A 17390-nucleotide genomic window follows, 5' to 3' on the forward strand; every position below is an offset into this window, starting at 1 on the left:
ACTGACCATGACCACTTCCCACTACATCGCCGGCCGCTGGGTCGAAGGCCAGGGCAGCGACTGCATCAGCGTCAACGACCCCGCATTGGGCGTGCCCTTCGCCGAACTGATGGCTGCCAGCGTGGCTCAAGTTGACCAGGCCGTGGCGGCGGCGCGTGAAGCCCTGCCCGCCTGGAAACAGACCAACGCCAGCGAACGCGCGGCCTACTTGCGTGGTTTCGCCGAGCAGCTGGGGCAGCGCCGTGAAGCGTTGATCACCCTGCAAATGCGCAACAATGGCAAGCCGCGCCACGAAGCTGAAATCGACCTCGACGACGCGATCGCCACCTTCAGTTACTACGCCGAACTCGCCGAGCAGCTGCCTTCGAAAAACCGTGACGTGCCGCTGGCGGCTCCCGGCTTCACGTCGCGCACCCGCCTGGAACCGGTAGGTGTGGTCGGCCTGATCGTGCCGTGGAACTTCCCGCTGGTGACCAGCGCCTGGAAACTCGCCCCAGCCCTGGCCGCAGGCTGTACCGTGGTACTCAAACCTTCGGAAGTCACCCCGCTGATCGAGCAGACTTACGGGGAGATTGCCGATGCGCTGGGCCTGCCCGCCGGCGTGCTGAACATCGTCAACGGCAAGGCCGAAACCGGTGCGGCGCTCAGCAGCCACAACGGCTTGGACAAACTGTCGTTCACCGGCAGCAACAGCGTGGGCAGCCAGGTAATGCGCAGCGCCTCGGCGCAGTGCCGGCCGGTGACGCTGGAGTTGGGTGGCAAATCGGCAATCGTGGTGTTCGACGATTGCGATGTGGACCAGGCGGTGGAGTGGATCGTAGCTGGCATCAGCTGGAACGCCGGGCAGATGTGCTCGGCCACTTCACGGTTGCTAGTCCAGGATGGGATTGCCGATGCGCTGCTGCCGCGCCTGCAGCAGGCCTTGGAGAAGCTGCGTGTGGGTAACCCGCTGACTGAAGAAGTGGACATGGGGCCGCTGACCAGCCAGGCGCAGTGGTTGAAAGTGGCCAGCTACTTTGCCACGGCGCGTGAAGAAGGCTTGCAGTGCCTGGCTGGCGGCAAGGCGCTGGATCGTGACGGTTGGTTCGTCAGCCCGACGTTGTATGCCGATGTGCCAGTGGACAGCCGTCTGTGGACGGAAGAGATCTTTGGGCCAGTGCTGTGTACGCGTCGGTTCTCGACCGAAGCGCAGGCGATTGCCGAAGGCAACGACAGCCGTTTTGGGTTGGTCGCCACCGTTTGTTCGGCTGACCTTGAACGTGCCGAGCGAGTGGCCGATGCGCTGGAGGTCGGGCATGTGTGGATCAACTCGGTGCAGGCGGTGTTCGTCGAAACGTCGTGGGGCGGGACCAAGGGCAGCGGGATTGGGCGTGAGCTTGGGCCTTGGGGGTTGTCGGGGTATCTGTCGGTGAAGCATGTGACGCGGTGCTTGGGGTGAGCTCGCCATAACACTTTTGGCGCCTGTGAGATCGCGCCGCGCGGGCGGCGCGCGATATGCCCAGGCATGCACATCAGCCACCCTAGCATTGAGGTTGGATTTTCCGGCCTCTTCGCGGGGCAAGCCCGCTCCCACAGGATCTAAGTGTGGGAGCGGGCTTGCCCCGCGAATGGGCCGCACAGCGGCCCCCAGCTTCACGCCGGCTCGTCAGCCGGCCGCGAGCCTTCCTGCACCAGCACCATGCTCTGCGGCGAGGACAGTGCAATGCCTTCATCACGCAAACGGCCGAGGATGGTGAACAGCAGATCACTGCGCGCCCCCGACACCTGCCGCGGCCCCGCCACGTAACCGCTGACACTGATCACCATGCCGCTGGCCGTCAGGTCCTTGAAGGTCACCGAAGCCGCGGGCGCATCGAGGATCGCCTCATGCTCGTGGTAAGCCGCCAACAACAGCTCGCGCACCTGGTTGGCATCGGTCTCCAGCGGCAAGGTCAAGGTGATGCCGACCACGCCCAAGGCATTGCCCATGGTCACGTTGCGCACGTTCTGCGAAATGAACTGCGAGTTGGGCACGATCACCGTGGAACGGTCGGACATCTGGATCTCGGTGGCGCGCACGTTGATCCGGCGGATATCACCCTCGACCCCGGCCAGGCTTACCCAGTCCCCCACCTTGACCGGGCGCTCGGTGAGCAGGATCAGGCCGGAAATGAAGTTCTGCACGATCTGCTGCAAGCCGAAACCGATACCTACCGACAGCGCACTGACCACCCAGGTCAGGCTGGTGAGGTTGATGCGCAACGTCGACATCACCAGCATGGCCAGGAACAGGAAGCCCAGGTAACCGACCAGGGTCACCAGCGAGGCGCGCATGCCGGCGTCCATGTCGGTTTCCGGCAGCAGACGCTCGCTCAGCCAGCGCTTGAGCACGCGGATGCCGAGCATGCCGCCGAACAGCATCGCCACGGCCAGCAGAATGTCGCCCGGCACGATGTTCAGGTTGCCGAGGAACTTGCCACCGGTACCGTCCCAATCACCCAGGCTCAGCAGCAGCTCGCCCGGGCTGGTGCCCGACGGCATCAGCGCCAGCATCACCGCCAGGAACAGCAGCACCGTGCGGCCGATACCGGTCAGGATGGTGCTGGCCTGCGCCTGATGGCGTGGCGCCAGGCCCAAGGTCGAAGCCAGTGCCAGGCCGCCGGGTTGGCGCGGCGACAGCAACGTCTCGAAGAGGTCACCGATAAAGGTGGTCAACAGGTAGGCGCAGGTAGCGACCACGCTGATCCACAGCAGCTTGGCGGTAAGGAAGTAGGCCAGGGTCAGGTAGCCGGCCAGTAGCGTCAGCACGATCAGGCCAACCCACACAAAGATCACGAACGGGATCAGCCCGGCCAGGCCGGTCGGGCGCTCCAGTTCATGGGCACGCAGTGTGCGGCGGTAGCGGACGATCGCTATCGTGAAGATCGCCGCCACCACCAGCGCTGTCAGGCCGTTGGTCGCCACGGTCAGCGCCAGGCTGGTGCCGATGACGCTGTTGATGCGCTCCATGGTCAGCATCACCATCAGCGCCAGGGCCAGCAATTTGGGGAACCAGCCCAACGCGCTGGCCACTTCGTCATGAATCGGTGGCAGGCGCCAGGATGGGCGCTGGAGCATCAGCATGGCGCGGCCCAGGCCGGTGATGAAGGCGCTGAACACCACCAGGGTGAGGAAGTGGTTGGTCAGGCTGGCCATGTCGGAACCCAGCTCGGCGCTGCTCTCCAAGCCCCAGCGCAGCAGCGACACGGAGCCCGCGATGGTGCCCAGTGTGGCCAGGCTGACACTGACGGCCAGTGCGCTGCGGCGCAAGCGCCCCTCGGGCAACCAGCGGACCATGGCGTCGGCGAGCAGGCGCTCGAACAGCAGCCGTACCAGCGTCCAGACCAGGATTGCCGCGATCAGGCTGCCGATGAAGAACCAGCGGTGTTCGGCGCTAAAGGCGCTGGCCATTGCGTCGGCGGCCTCGCTGCGCAGATCGCGCAGGCGCATCACATCGTCTTCGGTGGGACGGATCAGTGATTGCCAGAATGCTGGGCTCAACGGGCTGGCGGCGCGGCTGGTGACCTGCGAGTTGAACTGGCTGCGGCGCAGGTTGACGATCTGCGTGGACAGGTCGCGGGCCGACTGGGTCAGCTTGGTCGCTTGTTCCTGCTCGGCAAGCACGGCTTTCTTCTGCGCTTCGAGATCCTTGCGTTGCAAGGCCAGGCTTGCGGCTTCATCCGGCTGTACCGGCCCGATGACCTTGAGCTGGTCGTCGATCTTTTCCACATCGGTCGTGCGCACCGCGCTCAACGCGTCTGCCTGGCGCTGCACCTGCACGGCAGCCATGCGCAGCTGCGAGAGCACGTCGTCATTGGCGTTGCTGGTGACCCCCTGGCGAATCTGGTCAAGCCGATCGCTCAGCTGCTCGATGCTGGCGTTTTCGTCCAGCACAGGGAGTTCGCCACCTGCAAGATTGGACGCCGGCGTGGGCGCCGACCAGGCGGGCGCAGCGAGCGCGAGCATCAGGGCCATGATACCCAGGCAATAACGGGCAAGGCTTACACGCCTCATCGAACATTCCTCTTTACAATTCGATTTGGCGGTGGATTCTACGCGGCTTATGGCAATCAGGAGAGTGCCGTTTCTCGCGCCAATAGTTGCCGCTTGCGCTCCACGCCCCAACGGTAACCACTGATGTCGCCGTCACGGCGCACCACCCGGTGGCAGGGGATGGCCACGGCAATGCGGTTGGCCGCGCAGGCCATGGCCACGGCGCGCACCGCCTTGGGCACGCCGATGCGCTCGGCGATCTCGGTGTAGCTCACGCGGCTGCCCACCGGCACCTCGCGCAGCGCTTGCCAGACGCGCTCCTGAAACGCGGTGCCCTGCACGTCCAGGGGAAGGTCCAGACCCAAAGCCGGTGCTTCGACAAAACCCACGACTTCGGCGACCACGCGCTCGTAGTCGGCATTGCCGCCGATCAGTTCGGCTTTCGGGAACTGGTCCTGCAATTGTTCGAGCAGTGCTTGAGGGTCATCGCCCAGGAGAATCGCGCAGATGCCTTTGGCACTCTGTGCCACCAGAATCGCCCCCAAAGTGCACTGGGCCACGGCGAAATGGATGGCCGCTCCTGCGCCACCGTTGCGGTACTCACGTGGGCGCATGCCCAACCGTTGGTCGGCGCTTTCGTAGAAACGGCTGTTGGAGTTGTAGCCGGCCTCGAAGATGGCGTCGGTCACCGAGCTTTGCCCGTTCAGGCGTTCACGCAGGCGCTGGGCGCGGAAGGCGGTGGCGTAGGCCTTGGGGGTGAGGCCGGTCTCGGCCTTGAACAGACGGTGCAGGTGGAACGAGCTGACGGCCAACTGCGCGCCGAGCTGGTCGAGGCTGGGAGCATTGTCGCAGGTTTCGAGCAGGCGACAGGCGCGGGCGACCAAGTCGGAGTGGCGCTTGGGCGTGGTCTTGACCTGGCAGCGCAGGCACGGGCGATAGCCGGCAGCTTCAGCGGCGGCGGCGTCGGTGAAGAATTCGACGTTCTCCCGCTTGGCCATGCGCGATTTGCAGCCGGGCTGGCAGTAGATGCCGGTGGTGCGTACGGCGTAGATGAAGTGACCGGCGGCGTTGCTGTCGCGGGTTTGTACGGCTTGCCAGCGTTGGTCGTTGGTGGTGTAAGCGTTCATCGCGGTGTGCCTCCACTCATTGCTGTACCAATACCGGCCCTTTCGCGGGACGAGCCCGCTCCCACAGGATATCTATAGAGCACAATGACGGTGGAGAACCTGTGGGAGCGGGCTTGCCCCGCGAAAGGGCCGGCAAAGCCACACATCAACACTAGGCCCGCCACAGGTACCAGGCCGCCACCGTCCGATGCGGGCTCCAGCCGCCGCCCAACGACCGCATCTGCGCCGGTGTCGGCGCCTTCTCCAGCCCCTTGAGCCGCCGATACCCTTCACGCACGCCAAAATCGTCCACTGGCAAGATATCCGAGCGCTCCAGGCTATAGATCAGCAGCATTTCCACTGTCCAGCGCCCTACCCCACGCAAGGCAACCAGGCGCTCGATCAAGGCATCGTCAGTCATGCGCAACGCCTCTTCGCGGCCAGGTACCGCGCCGTCCAGGGCAGCTTGGGCAATCCCCTGAACAGTGGCCAGCTTGCTCGCCGAAAAACCACACGCCCGCATCGTTTCCGGCGCCAGCGCCAACAATTGCTGCGGTGCAGGAAACCCGTCACCAGGAAACAACGCCAGCAACCGCGCAAGAATTGCCTCGGCCGCACGCGCATGCAGCTGCTGATACGCGATCGCCCGTACCAACGTCTCATAAGGCTCACGCCCCGGCGTCGCGCAATGCAGGCAAGGCCCGATAGCGGCGATATGCCGCGCCCAGTCAGGGTCAAGTGCAGCCAGGTAATCGGTGGCCTCGCGGTAGGCGCCAGGCGAGAGGTCGGCGAGGATCATCCAGTGCTCCAATGGGCTCAGTGCAGGTCCAGCTTAACCCAGCCTTCCATCGGGGAAACGCCGAATCTTGCGCGGCTAATTCCTGGTATACCATTGCCCCGCGACGCCCTCCCCGCATAGAATTGAGAACTATTCACAATCACTCAAGTTCCCTGGAGTCAGGCCTTCGCTACGATGCAGATCAACGACACGCTCAAACCGGCCGAGGTCGCCCTGCTCTATCAGTCCCATCACGCCTGGCTTCGCGGATGGCTGCGTAGCCGAGTGGGCTGCCAGGAACACGCCGCCGACCTGGCCCAGGACACCTTCGTGCGCCTGCTGCGGGCGCGCCAGGTTTCACCGCTGAAAGAACCGCGCGCCTACCTGAGCAGCATCGCCCGTGGCCTGATGATCGACCAGTTCCGCCGCCGCACCTTGGAGCGCGCCTATCAGGAGAGCCTGGCGCACCTGCCCGAAGGCGACGTGCCGAGTGAAGAACATCGCCTGGTCATTCTCGATACTCTGGAACGCCTTGACCGCGCCCTGCATCAGCTCAAACCACGCGCCCGCCAGGCATTCCTGCTGGCTCAGCTCGATGGCCTGAGCCTCCCGCAGATCGCCCTGCGCCTGGACGTGTCACGCGCAACTGTCGAACGCGACCTGGCCAAGGCCCTGGGCGTCTGTTACCGGTTGCGCTATGCCGAACTCTGATCGCGCCCCCGCGCAAGCCCAGGTCGACCAGGCCATCGAATGGCTGGTGAAGCTGCGCTTCGATAGCCCGAATCCGGCAACCGAACAGCAATTTCAGCAGTGGCTGGCCCGCCACCCGCACAATGCCCAGGCCTGGCAACGGGTCAGCAACCTCAGCGACGAACTGGCCGGCTTACCCAACGAGCTGAGCCGGCGCACCCTCGATGGCAGCCAGCGCCAGCGCGTCAGCCGCCGTGATCACCTCAAGCTGTTGGCGGTACTGGCTGTGGGCGGCAGCCTTGGCTGGGCCGCGCGCGATCCTCTTGGCCTGCCGGCGCTGATCGCCGACAGCAGCACCGACACGGGCGAGCGCCGCCAGCTGCAGGGCAGCGATGGCAGCCAGATCCAGCTCAACACGGCCAGCGCCATCGACCTGCGCTACAGCGCCGAGCAACGCCAACTGACCCTGCTGCGCGGCGAAGTCAGCCTGGCCAGCAACCCCGACGACAACCGCCCGTTCCACATCAGCACCCGGGTAGGCGACCTCGACACCCGTGACGGCCAACTGATGCTGCGCGAAAACGACCAGGGCCTGCTGCTGGCCGTGCGCGGCGGCGAAGTCACCCTGTTCCCCGCCTCCACGGCACCGCGCCTGGTACACGCGGGCGAGACGCTGCAAGTGTCGCCGAGTGGGCGCTATCAACTTGCGACACTGCATGGCGACCCTTGGGGCTGGACCGACGGTGTACTCAGCGTGCAGCAGATGCCGCTCGGCGAGTTCTGCGCGGAACTCGCCCGCTATCGCCCGGGGTTGCTGCGCTGTGCACCTGACGTGGCCAAGCTTAAAGTGTCCGGCACCTACCAGCTGGGCGACACCGAACAAATCCTGCGGTTGCTCGCCCGCAGCCTGCCGGTGCGTATCGACTACCGCACGCGTTACTGGGTCAGCGTCGGCGCAGCCTGAGAAAGGCTAGTCTGCCACCGCCCGCAACTTCCCCGCCCGCCGGTACGACTGACGAGCAAAGCACACGAACAGCCCAGCCATGATCGCCAGCGCCATCGGCAAGCCATGGGGCGCCACGTCCATCGCAGCACCGCTGAGCAGCGGCCCGACCAGGCTGCCGACGCCCCACAGCAAGCCGACGCTGGCATTGGCGGTGACCAGGTCCTGGCCCTTGAAGCGCTGCCCGATCAGCACCAGCGCCAGGGTATAGATGCCCCCTGCCACCGCGCCCAATACCACCAGTAACGGCCACAACAGCCAGGTCATCTGCAACAGCCACGGCAAGGCGATGCCGATCGCCATCGCCACCAGCCCGCACACCAGGTGCAGCCCGGTGCGCTCGACCCGGTCGGCCAGCCAGCCCAGCGGCAGCTGGAAGACCATGTCGCCGGCGAACACCACGGTCACCATCAGCGCCGCCACGCCAACGGCAAAGCCATGGCTGGTGGCGTACACCGGCAGCAGCGACAGCACCACCGCATCGAAGAACGAGAAGAACAGCACTGCCACGCATAATGCCGGCGCGACGCGGAAGAAGCCGGCCAGGCCGAAGCTTTTCTCGCCATCGTCACCGTGCTCCACGTGGTCGTTAGGCACCGTCAGCAGAATGCACAGCAGCGCCAGGCCATAACAGATTGTCACCACGCCGGTGATCCACGGGCTGTTGGCACCGACCACGGCGAGCATCGCCGGGCCAAGCACCTGGAAGCCGGTGAAGCTGGTGGCGTACAGGGCCATGATCTTGCCGCGGTTATGGTCGGGGCACAGTTCGTTGACCCACGACTCGCCCAGGATGATCGCGATGCCCATGCCGATCCCCAGGCCCAGGCGCAGCACGGCCAGCAGCCAGATCGAGTCGAACGCCGATTCCAGGAAAGCGATGCTGACGGCGCACAGGCTGAAGCACAGCAGGTAGATGGTGCGCCGGGTCAGGTGCCGGCAACAGGCGTCGACCATGAATGCCGAGAGCATCATGCCCGCGGCGGGGATGGCCGAAATGATGCCGATCTGCAAGGTGCCGGCGCCGGCCTCGTGCAAGCGCAACGACACCAGCGGCAGGCTGGCCCCCAGACTGAAGCCGACCACCGACACGGCGAACAGAAGGCCCGCCAGCAAACGCATGTTCATGTACCACTCCCAGCAAACTGAAAAAGACGCGCAGATACGGGCGCCCAGGCGCACGCCGGGACGCTGGTCAGTTCAGAACGAGGTGTGGCGAGAAGGTGAAGGCAAACAGCACGCTGCGCCGACGCTTGAGCACCGTGTCGCTCGGCCACGCACGACGCATGGCCTGAAGGGCAGGCTGGCGAGCGTGTGGGAGGGACTGAGTACGGCGCATTGCTTGGGCTACTACGCAGGTGGTTGAGAAGAGGCGGCACTCTAGGCCAAGCCAGGTTGAGTCGTCAATTGCCGGGGGCTGCTATGCAGCCCCTTTCGCGGGACAAGCCCGCTCCCACAAAGCCCCTCCCTACAGCCCGGAACCTGTGGGAGCGGGCTTGCCCCGCGAATGGGCCGCTGTGCGGCCCCATCGGTCTCAGCGCTTCCCGGTATTTGGCAGAAACACCGCCAACAAGCCAAACAATGGCAGGAACGAGCACAACCCGTACACGTACTCGATACCGCGCAAGTCCGCCAGGTACCCCAGCAGCGCCGCGCCAATGCCGCCGAAACCGAACATCAGGCCGAAGAAGATCCCGGCGATCATGCCCACGCTACCCGGCACCAGCTCCTGGGCGTAGACCACGATTGCCGAGAATGCCGAGGCCAGAATAAAGCCAATCACGATGCTGAGCACGGTGGTCCAGAACAGGTCGGCATACGGCAGCGCCAGGGTGAACGGCGCCACCCCGAGGATCGAGAACCAGATCACCGCCTTGCGCCCGATGCGGTCACCGATCGGCCCGCCGAAGAACGTACCCGCCGCCACCGCACCCAGGAACAGGAACAGGTGTAACTGCGAGCTGGCCACCGACAGGTCGAATTTCTCGATCAGGTAGAAGGTGAAGTAACTGGTGAAGCTGGCCATGTAGAAGTACTTGGAGAACACCAGCAGGCCCAGCACGATCAGCGCCGCGATCACCCGCTTGCGCGAGATGCCGTGGGTGGCCTGCACCGCCTTGCGCGCCCTGGCCTGGTTGAGGTGTTCGGTGTACCAGCGACGCAGCATCAAGGTCACGGCAAAGAACAGCAGCCCGGCCACTCCGAACCAGGCCACGTGGCTCTGGCCGAATGGAATGACGATGGCGGCCGCCAGCAACGGGCCAAAGGCGGATCCAGTGTTGCCGCCGACCTGGAAAGTCGACTGCGCCAAGCCGAAACGCCCGCCTGAGGCCAGCCGCGCAATCCGAGATGTTTCCGGGTGGAAGGTCGACGAACCGATACCCACCAGCGCCGAGGCCAGTAATATCATCGGGAAGCTGCCGACGAAGGCCAGCATGACGATCCCCACCAGCGTGCACAGGGTGCCGAGTGGCAGCAGATTCGGCGTCGGTCTACGGTCGGTGAAGAAGCCGACCCAGGGCTGCAGCAGCGAGGCCGTGATCTGGAAGGTCAGTGTGATCAGGCCAATCTGGGCGAAACTCAGGTCGTATTTAGCCTTGAGCATCGGGTAGATCGCCGGCAACACCGACTGGATGAGGTCGTTGATCAGATGCGCCAACGCGCAGAAGGTGATGATGCGCATCACCAGCGGGTTGGCGTGGCTTGCCGAACCGCTGCTGACGTTGGAGGTGCCGCTGATGGCCATGGGCTAGAGTTCCGTCCGCAGGTTTGGGATCCGATTATCAGGAAACAAATGGATACATAGCTACCTTTTTATCCCTTTGTCACTGCTTACTTGTAAATGGTTCTCAATATATTTAGCATCCTCTGACCCATTTCCCCGTAATCGTTGGGCGAAACCGCCCTTTCGCGAGCACATCCCATGAGCCCGATGCCCGCCACGCAACTCAAGGCCGACCCTGAGCAGGAAGCACTGGAATGGTTTTCCCGCCTGCGCCAACCCGGCTGCGATGAGCGCGAACGACAGGCCTTCGCCCGGTGGTGCCAAGCCCCGCTCAACGCGCACGCCTATGCCGAGCTCGAAGCCTGCTGGCAGCAACTTCAGGTGCCCGCTGCCCGGCCTCGGCCGCGTGTGTTCAGCGCCAGGCGTGGCCACATGGGCAAGGTGTTGGCGCTGCTGTTTCTGTCAGGGCTGGCACTGTTGGCGTATTTGTATTGGCCTTTGATGCAACGCCTTGCCAGCGAGTTGCACACCGATGCCGGCGAACGGCGCAGCCTGCGCCTGGCCGACGGTTCCACCCTGCACCTGGACAGTGCCAGCGCCATGAATGTCGACCTGCGTGGGCGCACACGCCTGCTGCACCTGGTCCAGGGCCAGGTGTATCTGGAAGTGATGCTCGACGGTCGCGCCATGGAAGTGCAGGTGGACGATGCACGTATTCAGGTCTTCGGCACCCGCCTGATGGTCGCGCGCCATGCCGACCATGACGAGCTGGTGGTGCTCAACGGCAAGGCGATGATCCTGCAGGGCGGCGACCAGCGCATGGTTTCGGCCGGCGAACGGGTGACCTTCACCGATGCACGAATAAACCCCGTGGAAAAAGCCGACGTGAAAGCCGCCGATGCCTGGCGCACTGGCCAGCTGCACGCCAGCAACATGCCCTTGGGCCAGGTCATCGAACGCCTGGCCAGCTATCAGGGCCGTCGCGTATGGCTGATGGATGAACAGACGGCGTATCGGCGAGTGAGCGGTGACTTCAACCTCGACCGCCCTGGCGAAACCCTCGACGCCCTGGCTGCCGCGCAGCACTTGCAGCTGCACGGCGTGCTCGGGCAATGGCTGATCGTCCAATAAAAACGGGCTGAGCGGCTAAGTTTTTGAAAGCGTGCAAATTTTTTTTGAAATGAGTGTTGACACAGGGGCCTCACAAGCGAATAATGCGCGCCATCGGCTACATAGCTCAGTTGGTTAGAGCATAGCATTCATAATGCTGGGGTCCGGGGTTCAAGTCCCTGTGTAGCCACCAAACTTGAAAAGGGCTTACCGCAAGGTAGGCCCTTTTCTTTTGCCTGCAGAAAAGTTCAGCGCACACCCGCCACCGCCACGGCCAGCCCCAGGCCGATCAGCGCTACCCCGATCACCCGATCGACCATGCCCTGCCGCTCGATCATTGCCGCGCGCAACCCCGCACTCGAAAAGAACACCGCCACCAGGCTGAACCAGGCCCAGTGGGCAAACGACATGAATGCCCCATAGGCGAAATCCACGACCAATGGCGTACCTGGCTGGACCACCTGCGTGTAAGCGCTGACTACAAACAGCATGGTCTTGGGGTTCAAGGCGTTGGTCATGAACCCCGTGCGTAGCGCGGCCACCAGACTCTTGCCAGAGACTTGGCCCTCAAGGCTCAAGCGGGTGGTGTTGGTCAGCGATTGATAACCCAGGTAGATCAGATATCCCGCCCCGAGCACCTTCATCGCCAGGAACAGCGCCGGGCTCTGGCTGATGATCACCGCAACACCCAATACCGTGTACAGCACATGCACCTGCACGCCCAAGGCGATACCTGCCGCTGCAGCCAGCCCCGCCCTGCGGCCCAGTGCATAGCTGCTGCGGGTAACCATGGCGAAATCGGCGCCGGGGCTGATGACAGCCAGCAGAGTGAATAGAGCAACGGCGAACAGTTCGGTCACGGGTGGATCCTCGATAGGCGATGTAAATGCACAGACGTGCTGATTATCGAGGCCATACAAGAAGCGAAAAATCGATTTATAGTGAGGCGAATCCGCTAGTTTTCCTCACATAAAGCCTATGAAGCTGCCACCCCTTACCGCCTTTCGCTATTTCGACATCGCCGCCGAAACTGAAAGCTTCGTGCGCGCGGCCGAGCGCCTGCATGTCACCCATGGCGCCGTCAGCCGCCAAGTGCGCCTGCTGGAAGAACACCTGGGCATCGAACTGTTCGAGCGTCGCAACCGGGCAATTTTCCTGACCCCAGCCGGCCGCGCCCTGCAAGGCACCACCCAAGCTATCTTCGAGCAACTCGAAACTGCAGTGCAGCGTCTGCAGCAGCAAGAGCGGGATAACGTGCTGGTGCTTTCCTGCGAACCGACCATCGCCATGCGCTGGCTGATCCCTCGCCTGCCCCGCTTTCACGCCGCCCACCCAGACCTGCAACTGCACCTGGTAGCCGCTGGCGGGCCATTGGACTTCGCCCGCAGCGGTGTCGACCTGGCGCTACGCCGCGATGACTTCCACTGGCCGCCGACATTGCATAGCCTGAAGATCTGCGACGAGTGGATCGGCCCGGTCAGCCGCGACGCCAACCTTGAGCTCGATCACCAGCGCCTGCTGCACTGCGGCACCCGACCAGACGCTTGGCCTGCGTGGCTGCGCCTGAGTGGCCGCAAGGCACGACACAGCCAGCGCAGCGACTACGAACACTTTTACCTGTCACTGCAGGCGGCCAGCGCCGGCCTTGGTTTGGCCATCGCTTCGGCGCTGATGGTGCGCGACGAGCTCGACAGCGGACAGCTGCACGCTCCGCTCGGCTTCTTGCGCGACGGCTCCGCCTATCACCTGCTGAGCCCGCAACCGCTGAACGACGGCGGCAAGCGCCAGCGTTTCGCAGAATGGGTGATTGGCGAAAGCCAGGCCTGCCTCGCTCAGCTGGGCTTGATACAGAACGACGAACCGGCACTGCCATCACCACCCCAGGTGCGATAGCCCGCTGTGTCGAGATGGATACGGCCTGTCGGATAACGCCCCAGACCCATGTTCCAGGCCTGACCGTGCTGCTGCCAGAAGCGGCACAGCGGGTTGGGATCGGCCCAGGCCGGCAGCAGGATATCGACTGCGAAGGCACGGGTATGGGCACTGTCCACAGCACCACCGGCGCAGCGGTTGAGGCTCGGATCGCGGTAGGCCGAAACGACTTCGAACTGACGCAAGATGCCTTGATCACCCAGTGTCTTGATCAGCGCCAGCGTGGAGCGCACATTGGGCCAGTTGCTGGACGGTGGCACGGCGAAGGGCGAGGCCTTGCACAGCCGCCAGTCGGACGCCGAGCGCAGCAGCTGATGAATCGGCACCACGCCATACAGGCGAGCATCCACCAGCATCTCGCGAAAGGGCCGGGTCTGATGATCCCCCGCCCATTGCGCGAACATCCACAGGTCACGCTCATCGGCCTGCGCCACACCCGCGATCGATAATACCACCGCCATCAGGCAGCCTTTGGCCCTTCTCATTCCCGCTCCCCCACTCCAGTATGGGCACCCTCGCCAATCCTGGCGATTCTGCTGACAAGGAGTTAAGCATGTACAAGCTGGCCCTACCGAGCCTGGCCGCCCTCGCCTTTACCGGATTTGCCGCAGCCGATGCTCAGATCTACCTGGGCGACGCCCAGCGCGTCACCCGCCTGTTCGCCTTCCCCAACAACTGCCACGTGATCTGCTTTCGCGACTGGACGCTGGAGCAGACCGTCGAGCATTACCTGACCCAGAGCGTACGCCGCGACGGCCACGCCAATGCCCAGGTGCACGTGCGCCGCGACGCTGATCGGCTCCACGCAACCATCAGCGACGTCCCCGCCAACTACGCCGAGCCGCTGCGCAAGCTGCTCGATAGCGGCGAGCTGGCTTACCAGGGCGCCACCCAGCTGAACAAGGACGGCAAATGGGCCTATGACTGGTACCTGTTCCTGCCGCTCGGCATGGCCCTGCAGAACCGCCGCAGCATCGAGCTGCTGCACTTTCCGCCCGACTATTCGCTGACCCAGGCGCAAGACTACCTGCGCAGCAACACCACCGACCGCTGGGCCGAGCTGCTGACCTATAACGGTGTGGCAGCCGGCGACACCCCGGCCTACCAGACCATCATCGACATTGCCCCGATTGCCGCACCGGCCAGTGCGGGCGAAACGCTGAAAGAGACCTACAGCTACTTCAAGGATTATCAGCTGCGCATGGTCAAGGAGATGACCCTGCAGAACATCACCCAGCCCCTGCCAATGGTTGCCTTCGGTGCTCCAGTGCGCAGCTGGATCGAGCAGCAATACGGGCCCAAGGTCGGTGTGTTGGGCCTGGTCAGCATCAGCCCGCAGGCCGGCGCCAAGGTGCCGGTGCTGGGGGCCAACCACCCGAGTGCGATCTGGTATGCGGCGGACAAGAGCAACTACGACGGCGATCAGGACAAGGCCGACGCGGCTGGGCTGAGGATGATGGGGCAGGATTTGACGGCGGCGTGCTGGCAGGCCGGGATGGGACGCAATCAGGAGGCCGATGCCAAGCTGACGCTCGATGCGTGCTCGACCAAGTGGCAGGTGACGCAGAAGAAGCAGACCTGTGAGTTGTTCTTCCGCACGGTGCGCAAATACACGCCAGAGCAGGCGGCGGCGAAGTGCAATAGCGGGGCTGTGACGAGGAGCCTGAGGGATTTGCGCAAGCCAGTCGAAACCGAGTGAGATGTTTCAGGCAATGTCGGGGGCAACGTGGAGCAACACACTTCTCCATACGCCTTGACCCACGCCCGCTCCGTATTGAGTCATCATTAGCCAACAGCGAGCATCTGTACCGGAGATGCCTGTTGACTGCCCCAATCCTGGTGGCATAATCAATTTCACTACTCAGCCCCGTACGCGACGATTCAGTTCGTTGGCTGTTGGGGTGAAAAAACCGGCCTAGCGCCGGTTTTTTCGTTTTCAGGGCAATAAAAATTTTGCGTACAGCCTGCTTCATCGACGGATACAACGTGTTCTACGGGCTGGTAGCAGGCACAGGCTTCAAATGGCTCGACCTGCCTGCTTTACTCGGTCATATCATCAAGGTTGAACAACCGGAAAGCGAAATCAAAGCCATCAGCTTTTTTACCGCCGGCGTAAAGCCGTCTTTAGCGAGCCGGGGAAGCGTTTCGAAAGAAGCTCAAGACACTTACCTTCGCGCTCTGATCGCAAGAGGAGTTGTTGTTCATTACGGACGCCATCAGCTGGAGCCTCGTAGTGCTCCACGATTCATAGATAAAGAAACGCCACCCTCGCGGCTCGACAAAGTGGCCATCTGGAAGCTCGAAGAAAAGGAAACGGACGTTCTGATTGCCATCAGCATGTACCGGCTCGCCGCGCAGCAATGCACGATCCCCGCAGAAGAGCGAATAGAACAGATAGTTCTAGTTTCTGCAGATACCGATATGACTCCAGCCCTAAGGGCCATCAGAGAGGATTTCCCAGAACTGCGATTGGGCGTGATCCTGCCGCACCGCGAGGGCATGAAGCGAACTGCACCCGGCTCACTCAAAAATCATTCACACTGGATGCGCCACCTGGTGACAACCGAGGAGCTTGCCTCACACCAATTCCCAGATCGGGTGCCCACCCAGAAAAGACCGGCAATCAAACCCGCATATTGGTAACAATTTACTCAATGCCAGACAGGCTGGACCATCAATCTTCGAGCAAGGTGCAAGCCATCACCAGCGCGTCCTCACGCCCACCCGCGACCGGGTAGTAATCGCGCCGACGCCCAATCTCGTTAAAGCCATACCGCTCATACAACCGATACGCCGACTGGTTGCTCGCCCTGACCTCCAGGAAACACTCCCGCCCATTGAGCTGATACGCCCGCGCCATCAGGTGTTCGAGCAACCGCAAGCCCATCCCCCGCCCCTGGCTCTCCGGCTTCACGGTGATGTTCAGCAAGTGCGCCTCATCGATGATCACATTGATCACACCATGACCCACCTGCTGCTGGCCATCGAACATCAACCACACTTCGTAGGATTTGAGCGCATCCTGGAAAATCCCGCGGGTCCAGGGATGGCTGAACGCGGCATATTCGATCTTCAGCACGGCATCCAGATCCGCCTCGGTCATCGGGCGGAAACTGATCGATTCACTCATTCAACGCTCTTCCAGCGCGCCATCAGCTGGCGCATCGCTTGCCAGACGTCCGCTTTGCGCTGCGGCTCGTCCATCAACAGTTCAAGGCCCGGCAAGGCCCAGGCATCGCCCAGGCCGTCGAGCTTGAGGACTTGGTAATAGGCTGTGTCATCGGCATTGGCGGCATGGCGCAGGGCCGGCAAGCCAATCAACCACAGCACGGTGCAGGGTGCTTCCTCCAACCGCGCCTGGATGAAACCCTGGACGAAATCACGCGCGGCCGCCGGGCCCTGGTCCATGTTGCCGCGCACCAGCAGCGGCCAGCGTACGGGCTCGCCGATGATCTGCGGCGCGTCGGGCAGGCCGGCGGCGCGCAGCATGTCCTTGAGCAGCAGGTAGGACGGGTCGCGGCTCTGGAACGGTTGGCCGGTGGCCAGCTCGACCAGCAGCAGGCAGCTGCCGGCACGCAGCAGTTGCAGCGAGAAGCGCGGTGGCGGCACCAGCGCCGGGCGCGGCGCGGGGGGCTGATCCTCGACCTCGACCGGCTTGGCGACAGGCTTGGCCGTGCTGCTCGGGCGCGGGATCTCGATTTTCGGCCGCTCGCCGGAACGCGCCTGCGGTGCGGACGGTGCATCGTTGGCGGCCGGAGCGGTTGGACTGACCTCGAACGCTGCGTCCTCGACCGGCACCTGCGGCAACAGCAGCTCGGGGCGCGACGGGGCGGCGAACGGCAGTTCGGCGCGCGGCAGCCAATGCACCACTTGCATGGCGGAAAGGTAGGCGCGTCGGCGGGGTTCGGTCAGCAAGGCACGGATATCCGGGGGGGGAGGGTCAGTGGGGGATTGTAACGTGTACGCGTGGGATTTGCAGGGGCCTTGAGACCGAGCGCCGCCCGCGCGGCGCATCGCGAGCAACGCTCGCTCCTA

16 protein-coding genes and 1 tRNA gene are annotated in these 17390 nt (G+C 63.6%); 8 read left to right on the top strand and 9 right to left on the bottom strand.

The annotated features are described in order from the left end of the window. The first annotated feature begins 7 nt into the window (after positions 1 to 7). Positions 8 to 1438, top strand: coding sequence for an aldehyde dehydrogenase family protein (locus ACIPZF_RS08915; RefSeq protein ID WP_400797850.1), 1431 nt, complete (start codon positions 8 to 10; stop codon positions 1436 to 1438). 194 nt (positions 1439 to 1632) lie between these two features. Here the strand turns inward: ACIPZF_RS08915 and ACIPZF_RS08920 are convergent, their stop codons facing one another. The 3 genes from ACIPZF_RS08920 to ACIPZF_RS08930 all read right to left on the bottom strand — a co-directional run bounded on the left by ACIPZF_RS08920 (position 1633) and on the right by ACIPZF_RS08930 (position 5916). Beyond that, complete coding sequence (locus ACIPZF_RS08920; protein ID WP_400797853.1) at positions 1633 to 4032, bottom strand: DUF3772 domain-containing protein; 2400 nt, start codon at positions 4030 to 4032, stop codon at positions 1633 to 1635. Between the two features lie 56 nt (positions 4033 to 4088). Next, positions 4089 to 5138 carry a bifunctional DNA-binding transcriptional regulator/O6-methylguanine-DNA methyltransferase Ada gene (gene ada / locus ACIPZF_RS08925; RefSeq protein WP_400797855.1) on the bottom strand — a complete coding sequence of 350 codons (1050 nt, stop codon included), beginning with the start codon at positions 5136 to 5138 and terminating at the stop codon, positions 4089 to 4091. 151 nt (positions 5139 to 5289) lie between these two features. Further along, complete coding sequence (locus ACIPZF_RS08930) at positions 5290 to 5916, bottom strand: DNA-3-methyladenine glycosylase family protein (protein WP_400797858.1); 627 nt, start codon at positions 5914 to 5916, stop codon at positions 5290 to 5292. Positions 5917 to 6090: 174 nt separating this feature from the next. On the opposite strand from ACIPZF_RS08930, the gene ACIPZF_RS08935 reads away from it, so the two are divergent. Further along, positions 6091 to 6606 (top strand): sigma-70 family RNA polymerase sigma factor, encoded by a 516-nt coding sequence (locus ACIPZF_RS08935; protein WP_400797861.1) that lies wholly within the window; start codon positions 6091 to 6093, stop codon positions 6604 to 6606. Continuing rightward, positions 6593 to 7549, top strand: coding sequence for a FecR domain-containing protein (locus tag ACIPZF_RS08940; RefSeq protein WP_400797864.1), 957 nt, complete (start codon positions 6593 to 6595; stop codon positions 7547 to 7549). The genes ACIPZF_RS08935 and ACIPZF_RS08940 overlap by 14 nt, the downstream gene beginning before the upstream one ends. Before the next feature lie 6 nt (positions 7550 to 7555). On the opposite strand, the gene ACIPZF_RS08945 is transcribed toward ACIPZF_RS08940, so the two are convergent. Further along, the gene (locus tag ACIPZF_RS08945) at positions 7556 to 8716 is read right to left on the bottom strand and encodes an MFS transporter (protein ID WP_400797867.1); all 1161 of its coding nucleotides are present in this window, start codon (positions 8714 to 8716) and stop codon (positions 7556 to 7558) included. Between the two features lie 406 nt (positions 8717 to 9122). Further along, a complete protein-coding gene (locus ACIPZF_RS08950; protein WP_400797870.1) occupies positions 9123 to 10334 on the bottom strand; it encodes an MFS transporter in 1212 nt (403 codons plus the stop codon). A gap of 177 nt (positions 10335 to 10511) precedes the next feature. Between ACIPZF_RS08950 and ACIPZF_RS08955 the strand changes: the two genes are divergently transcribed. Beyond that, complete coding sequence (locus ACIPZF_RS08955) at positions 10512 to 11444, top strand: FecR family protein (protein WP_400797873.1); 933 nt, start codon at positions 10512 to 10514, stop codon at positions 11442 to 11444. 95 nt (positions 11445 to 11539) lie between these two features. After that, positions 11540 to 11616: transfer RNA gene (locus tag ACIPZF_RS08960), tRNA-Met, on the top strand. Between the two features lie 55 nt (positions 11617 to 11671). Here the strand turns inward: ACIPZF_RS08960 and ACIPZF_RS08965 are convergent. After that, positions 11672 to 12283 carry a LysE family translocator gene (locus tag ACIPZF_RS08965; protein ID WP_400797876.1) on the bottom strand — a complete coding sequence of 204 codons (612 nt, stop codon included), beginning with the start codon at positions 12281 to 12283 and terminating at the stop codon, positions 11672 to 11674. 118 nt (positions 12284 to 12401) lie between these two features. Here ACIPZF_RS08965 and ACIPZF_RS08970 point away from each other — a divergent pair, with 118 nt between their 5' ends. Next, on the top strand, positions 12402 to 13316 hold the full coding sequence (locus ACIPZF_RS08970) for a LysR substrate-binding domain-containing protein (protein ID WP_400797879.1): 915 nt from the start codon (positions 12402 to 12404) through the stop codon (positions 13314 to 13316). Here ACIPZF_RS08970 and ACIPZF_RS08975 read toward each other — a convergent pair. After that, complete coding sequence (locus ACIPZF_RS08975) at positions 13256 to 13840, bottom strand: D-Ala-D-Ala carboxypeptidase family metallohydrolase (protein WP_400797881.1); 585 nt, start codon at positions 13838 to 13840, stop codon at positions 13256 to 13258. The two genes, ACIPZF_RS08970 and ACIPZF_RS08975, sit on opposite strands and share 61 nt — an antisense overlap. Before the next feature lie 68 nt (positions 13841 to 13908). Between ACIPZF_RS08975 and ACIPZF_RS08980 the strand changes: the two genes are divergently transcribed. Together ACIPZF_RS08980 and ACIPZF_RS08985 are read left to right on the top strand one after the other, a co-directional pair. After that, a complete protein-coding gene (locus ACIPZF_RS08980) occupies positions 13909 to 15054 on the top strand; it encodes a hypothetical protein (RefSeq protein ID WP_400797884.1) in 1146 nt (381 codons plus the stop codon). A 254-nt stretch (positions 15055 to 15308) separates the two neighbouring features. Then, positions 15309 to 15998 (top strand): NYN domain-containing protein, encoded by a 690-nt coding sequence (locus tag ACIPZF_RS08985; RefSeq protein WP_400797887.1) that lies wholly within the window; start codon positions 15309 to 15311, stop codon positions 15996 to 15998. Positions 15999 to 16029: 31 nt separating this feature from the next. Here ACIPZF_RS08985 and rimI read toward each other — a convergent pair whose 3' ends face one another. Both rimI and ACIPZF_RS08995 read right to left on the bottom strand, forming a co-directional pair. Continuing rightward, positions 16030 to 16485 carry a ribosomal protein S18-alanine N-acetyltransferase gene (gene rimI, locus ACIPZF_RS08990; protein WP_110996186.1) on the bottom strand — a complete coding sequence of 152 codons (456 nt, stop codon included), beginning with the start codon at positions 16483 to 16485 and terminating at the stop codon, positions 16030 to 16032. Then, positions 16482 to 17270 carry an energy transducer TonB gene (locus tag ACIPZF_RS08995; protein WP_400797890.1) on the bottom strand — a complete coding sequence of 263 codons (789 nt, stop codon included), beginning with the start codon at positions 17268 to 17270 and terminating at the stop codon, positions 16482 to 16484. The genes rimI and ACIPZF_RS08995 overlap by 4 nt, the downstream gene beginning before the upstream one ends. Between the last annotated feature and the right edge of the window lie 120 nt (positions 17271 to 17390).

This window comes from Pseudomonas sp. NPDC089752 (genome assembly GCF_044748725.1).
Classification (GTDB): Bacteria; Pseudomonadota; Gammaproteobacteria; order Pseudomonadales; family Pseudomonadaceae; genus Aquipseudomonas.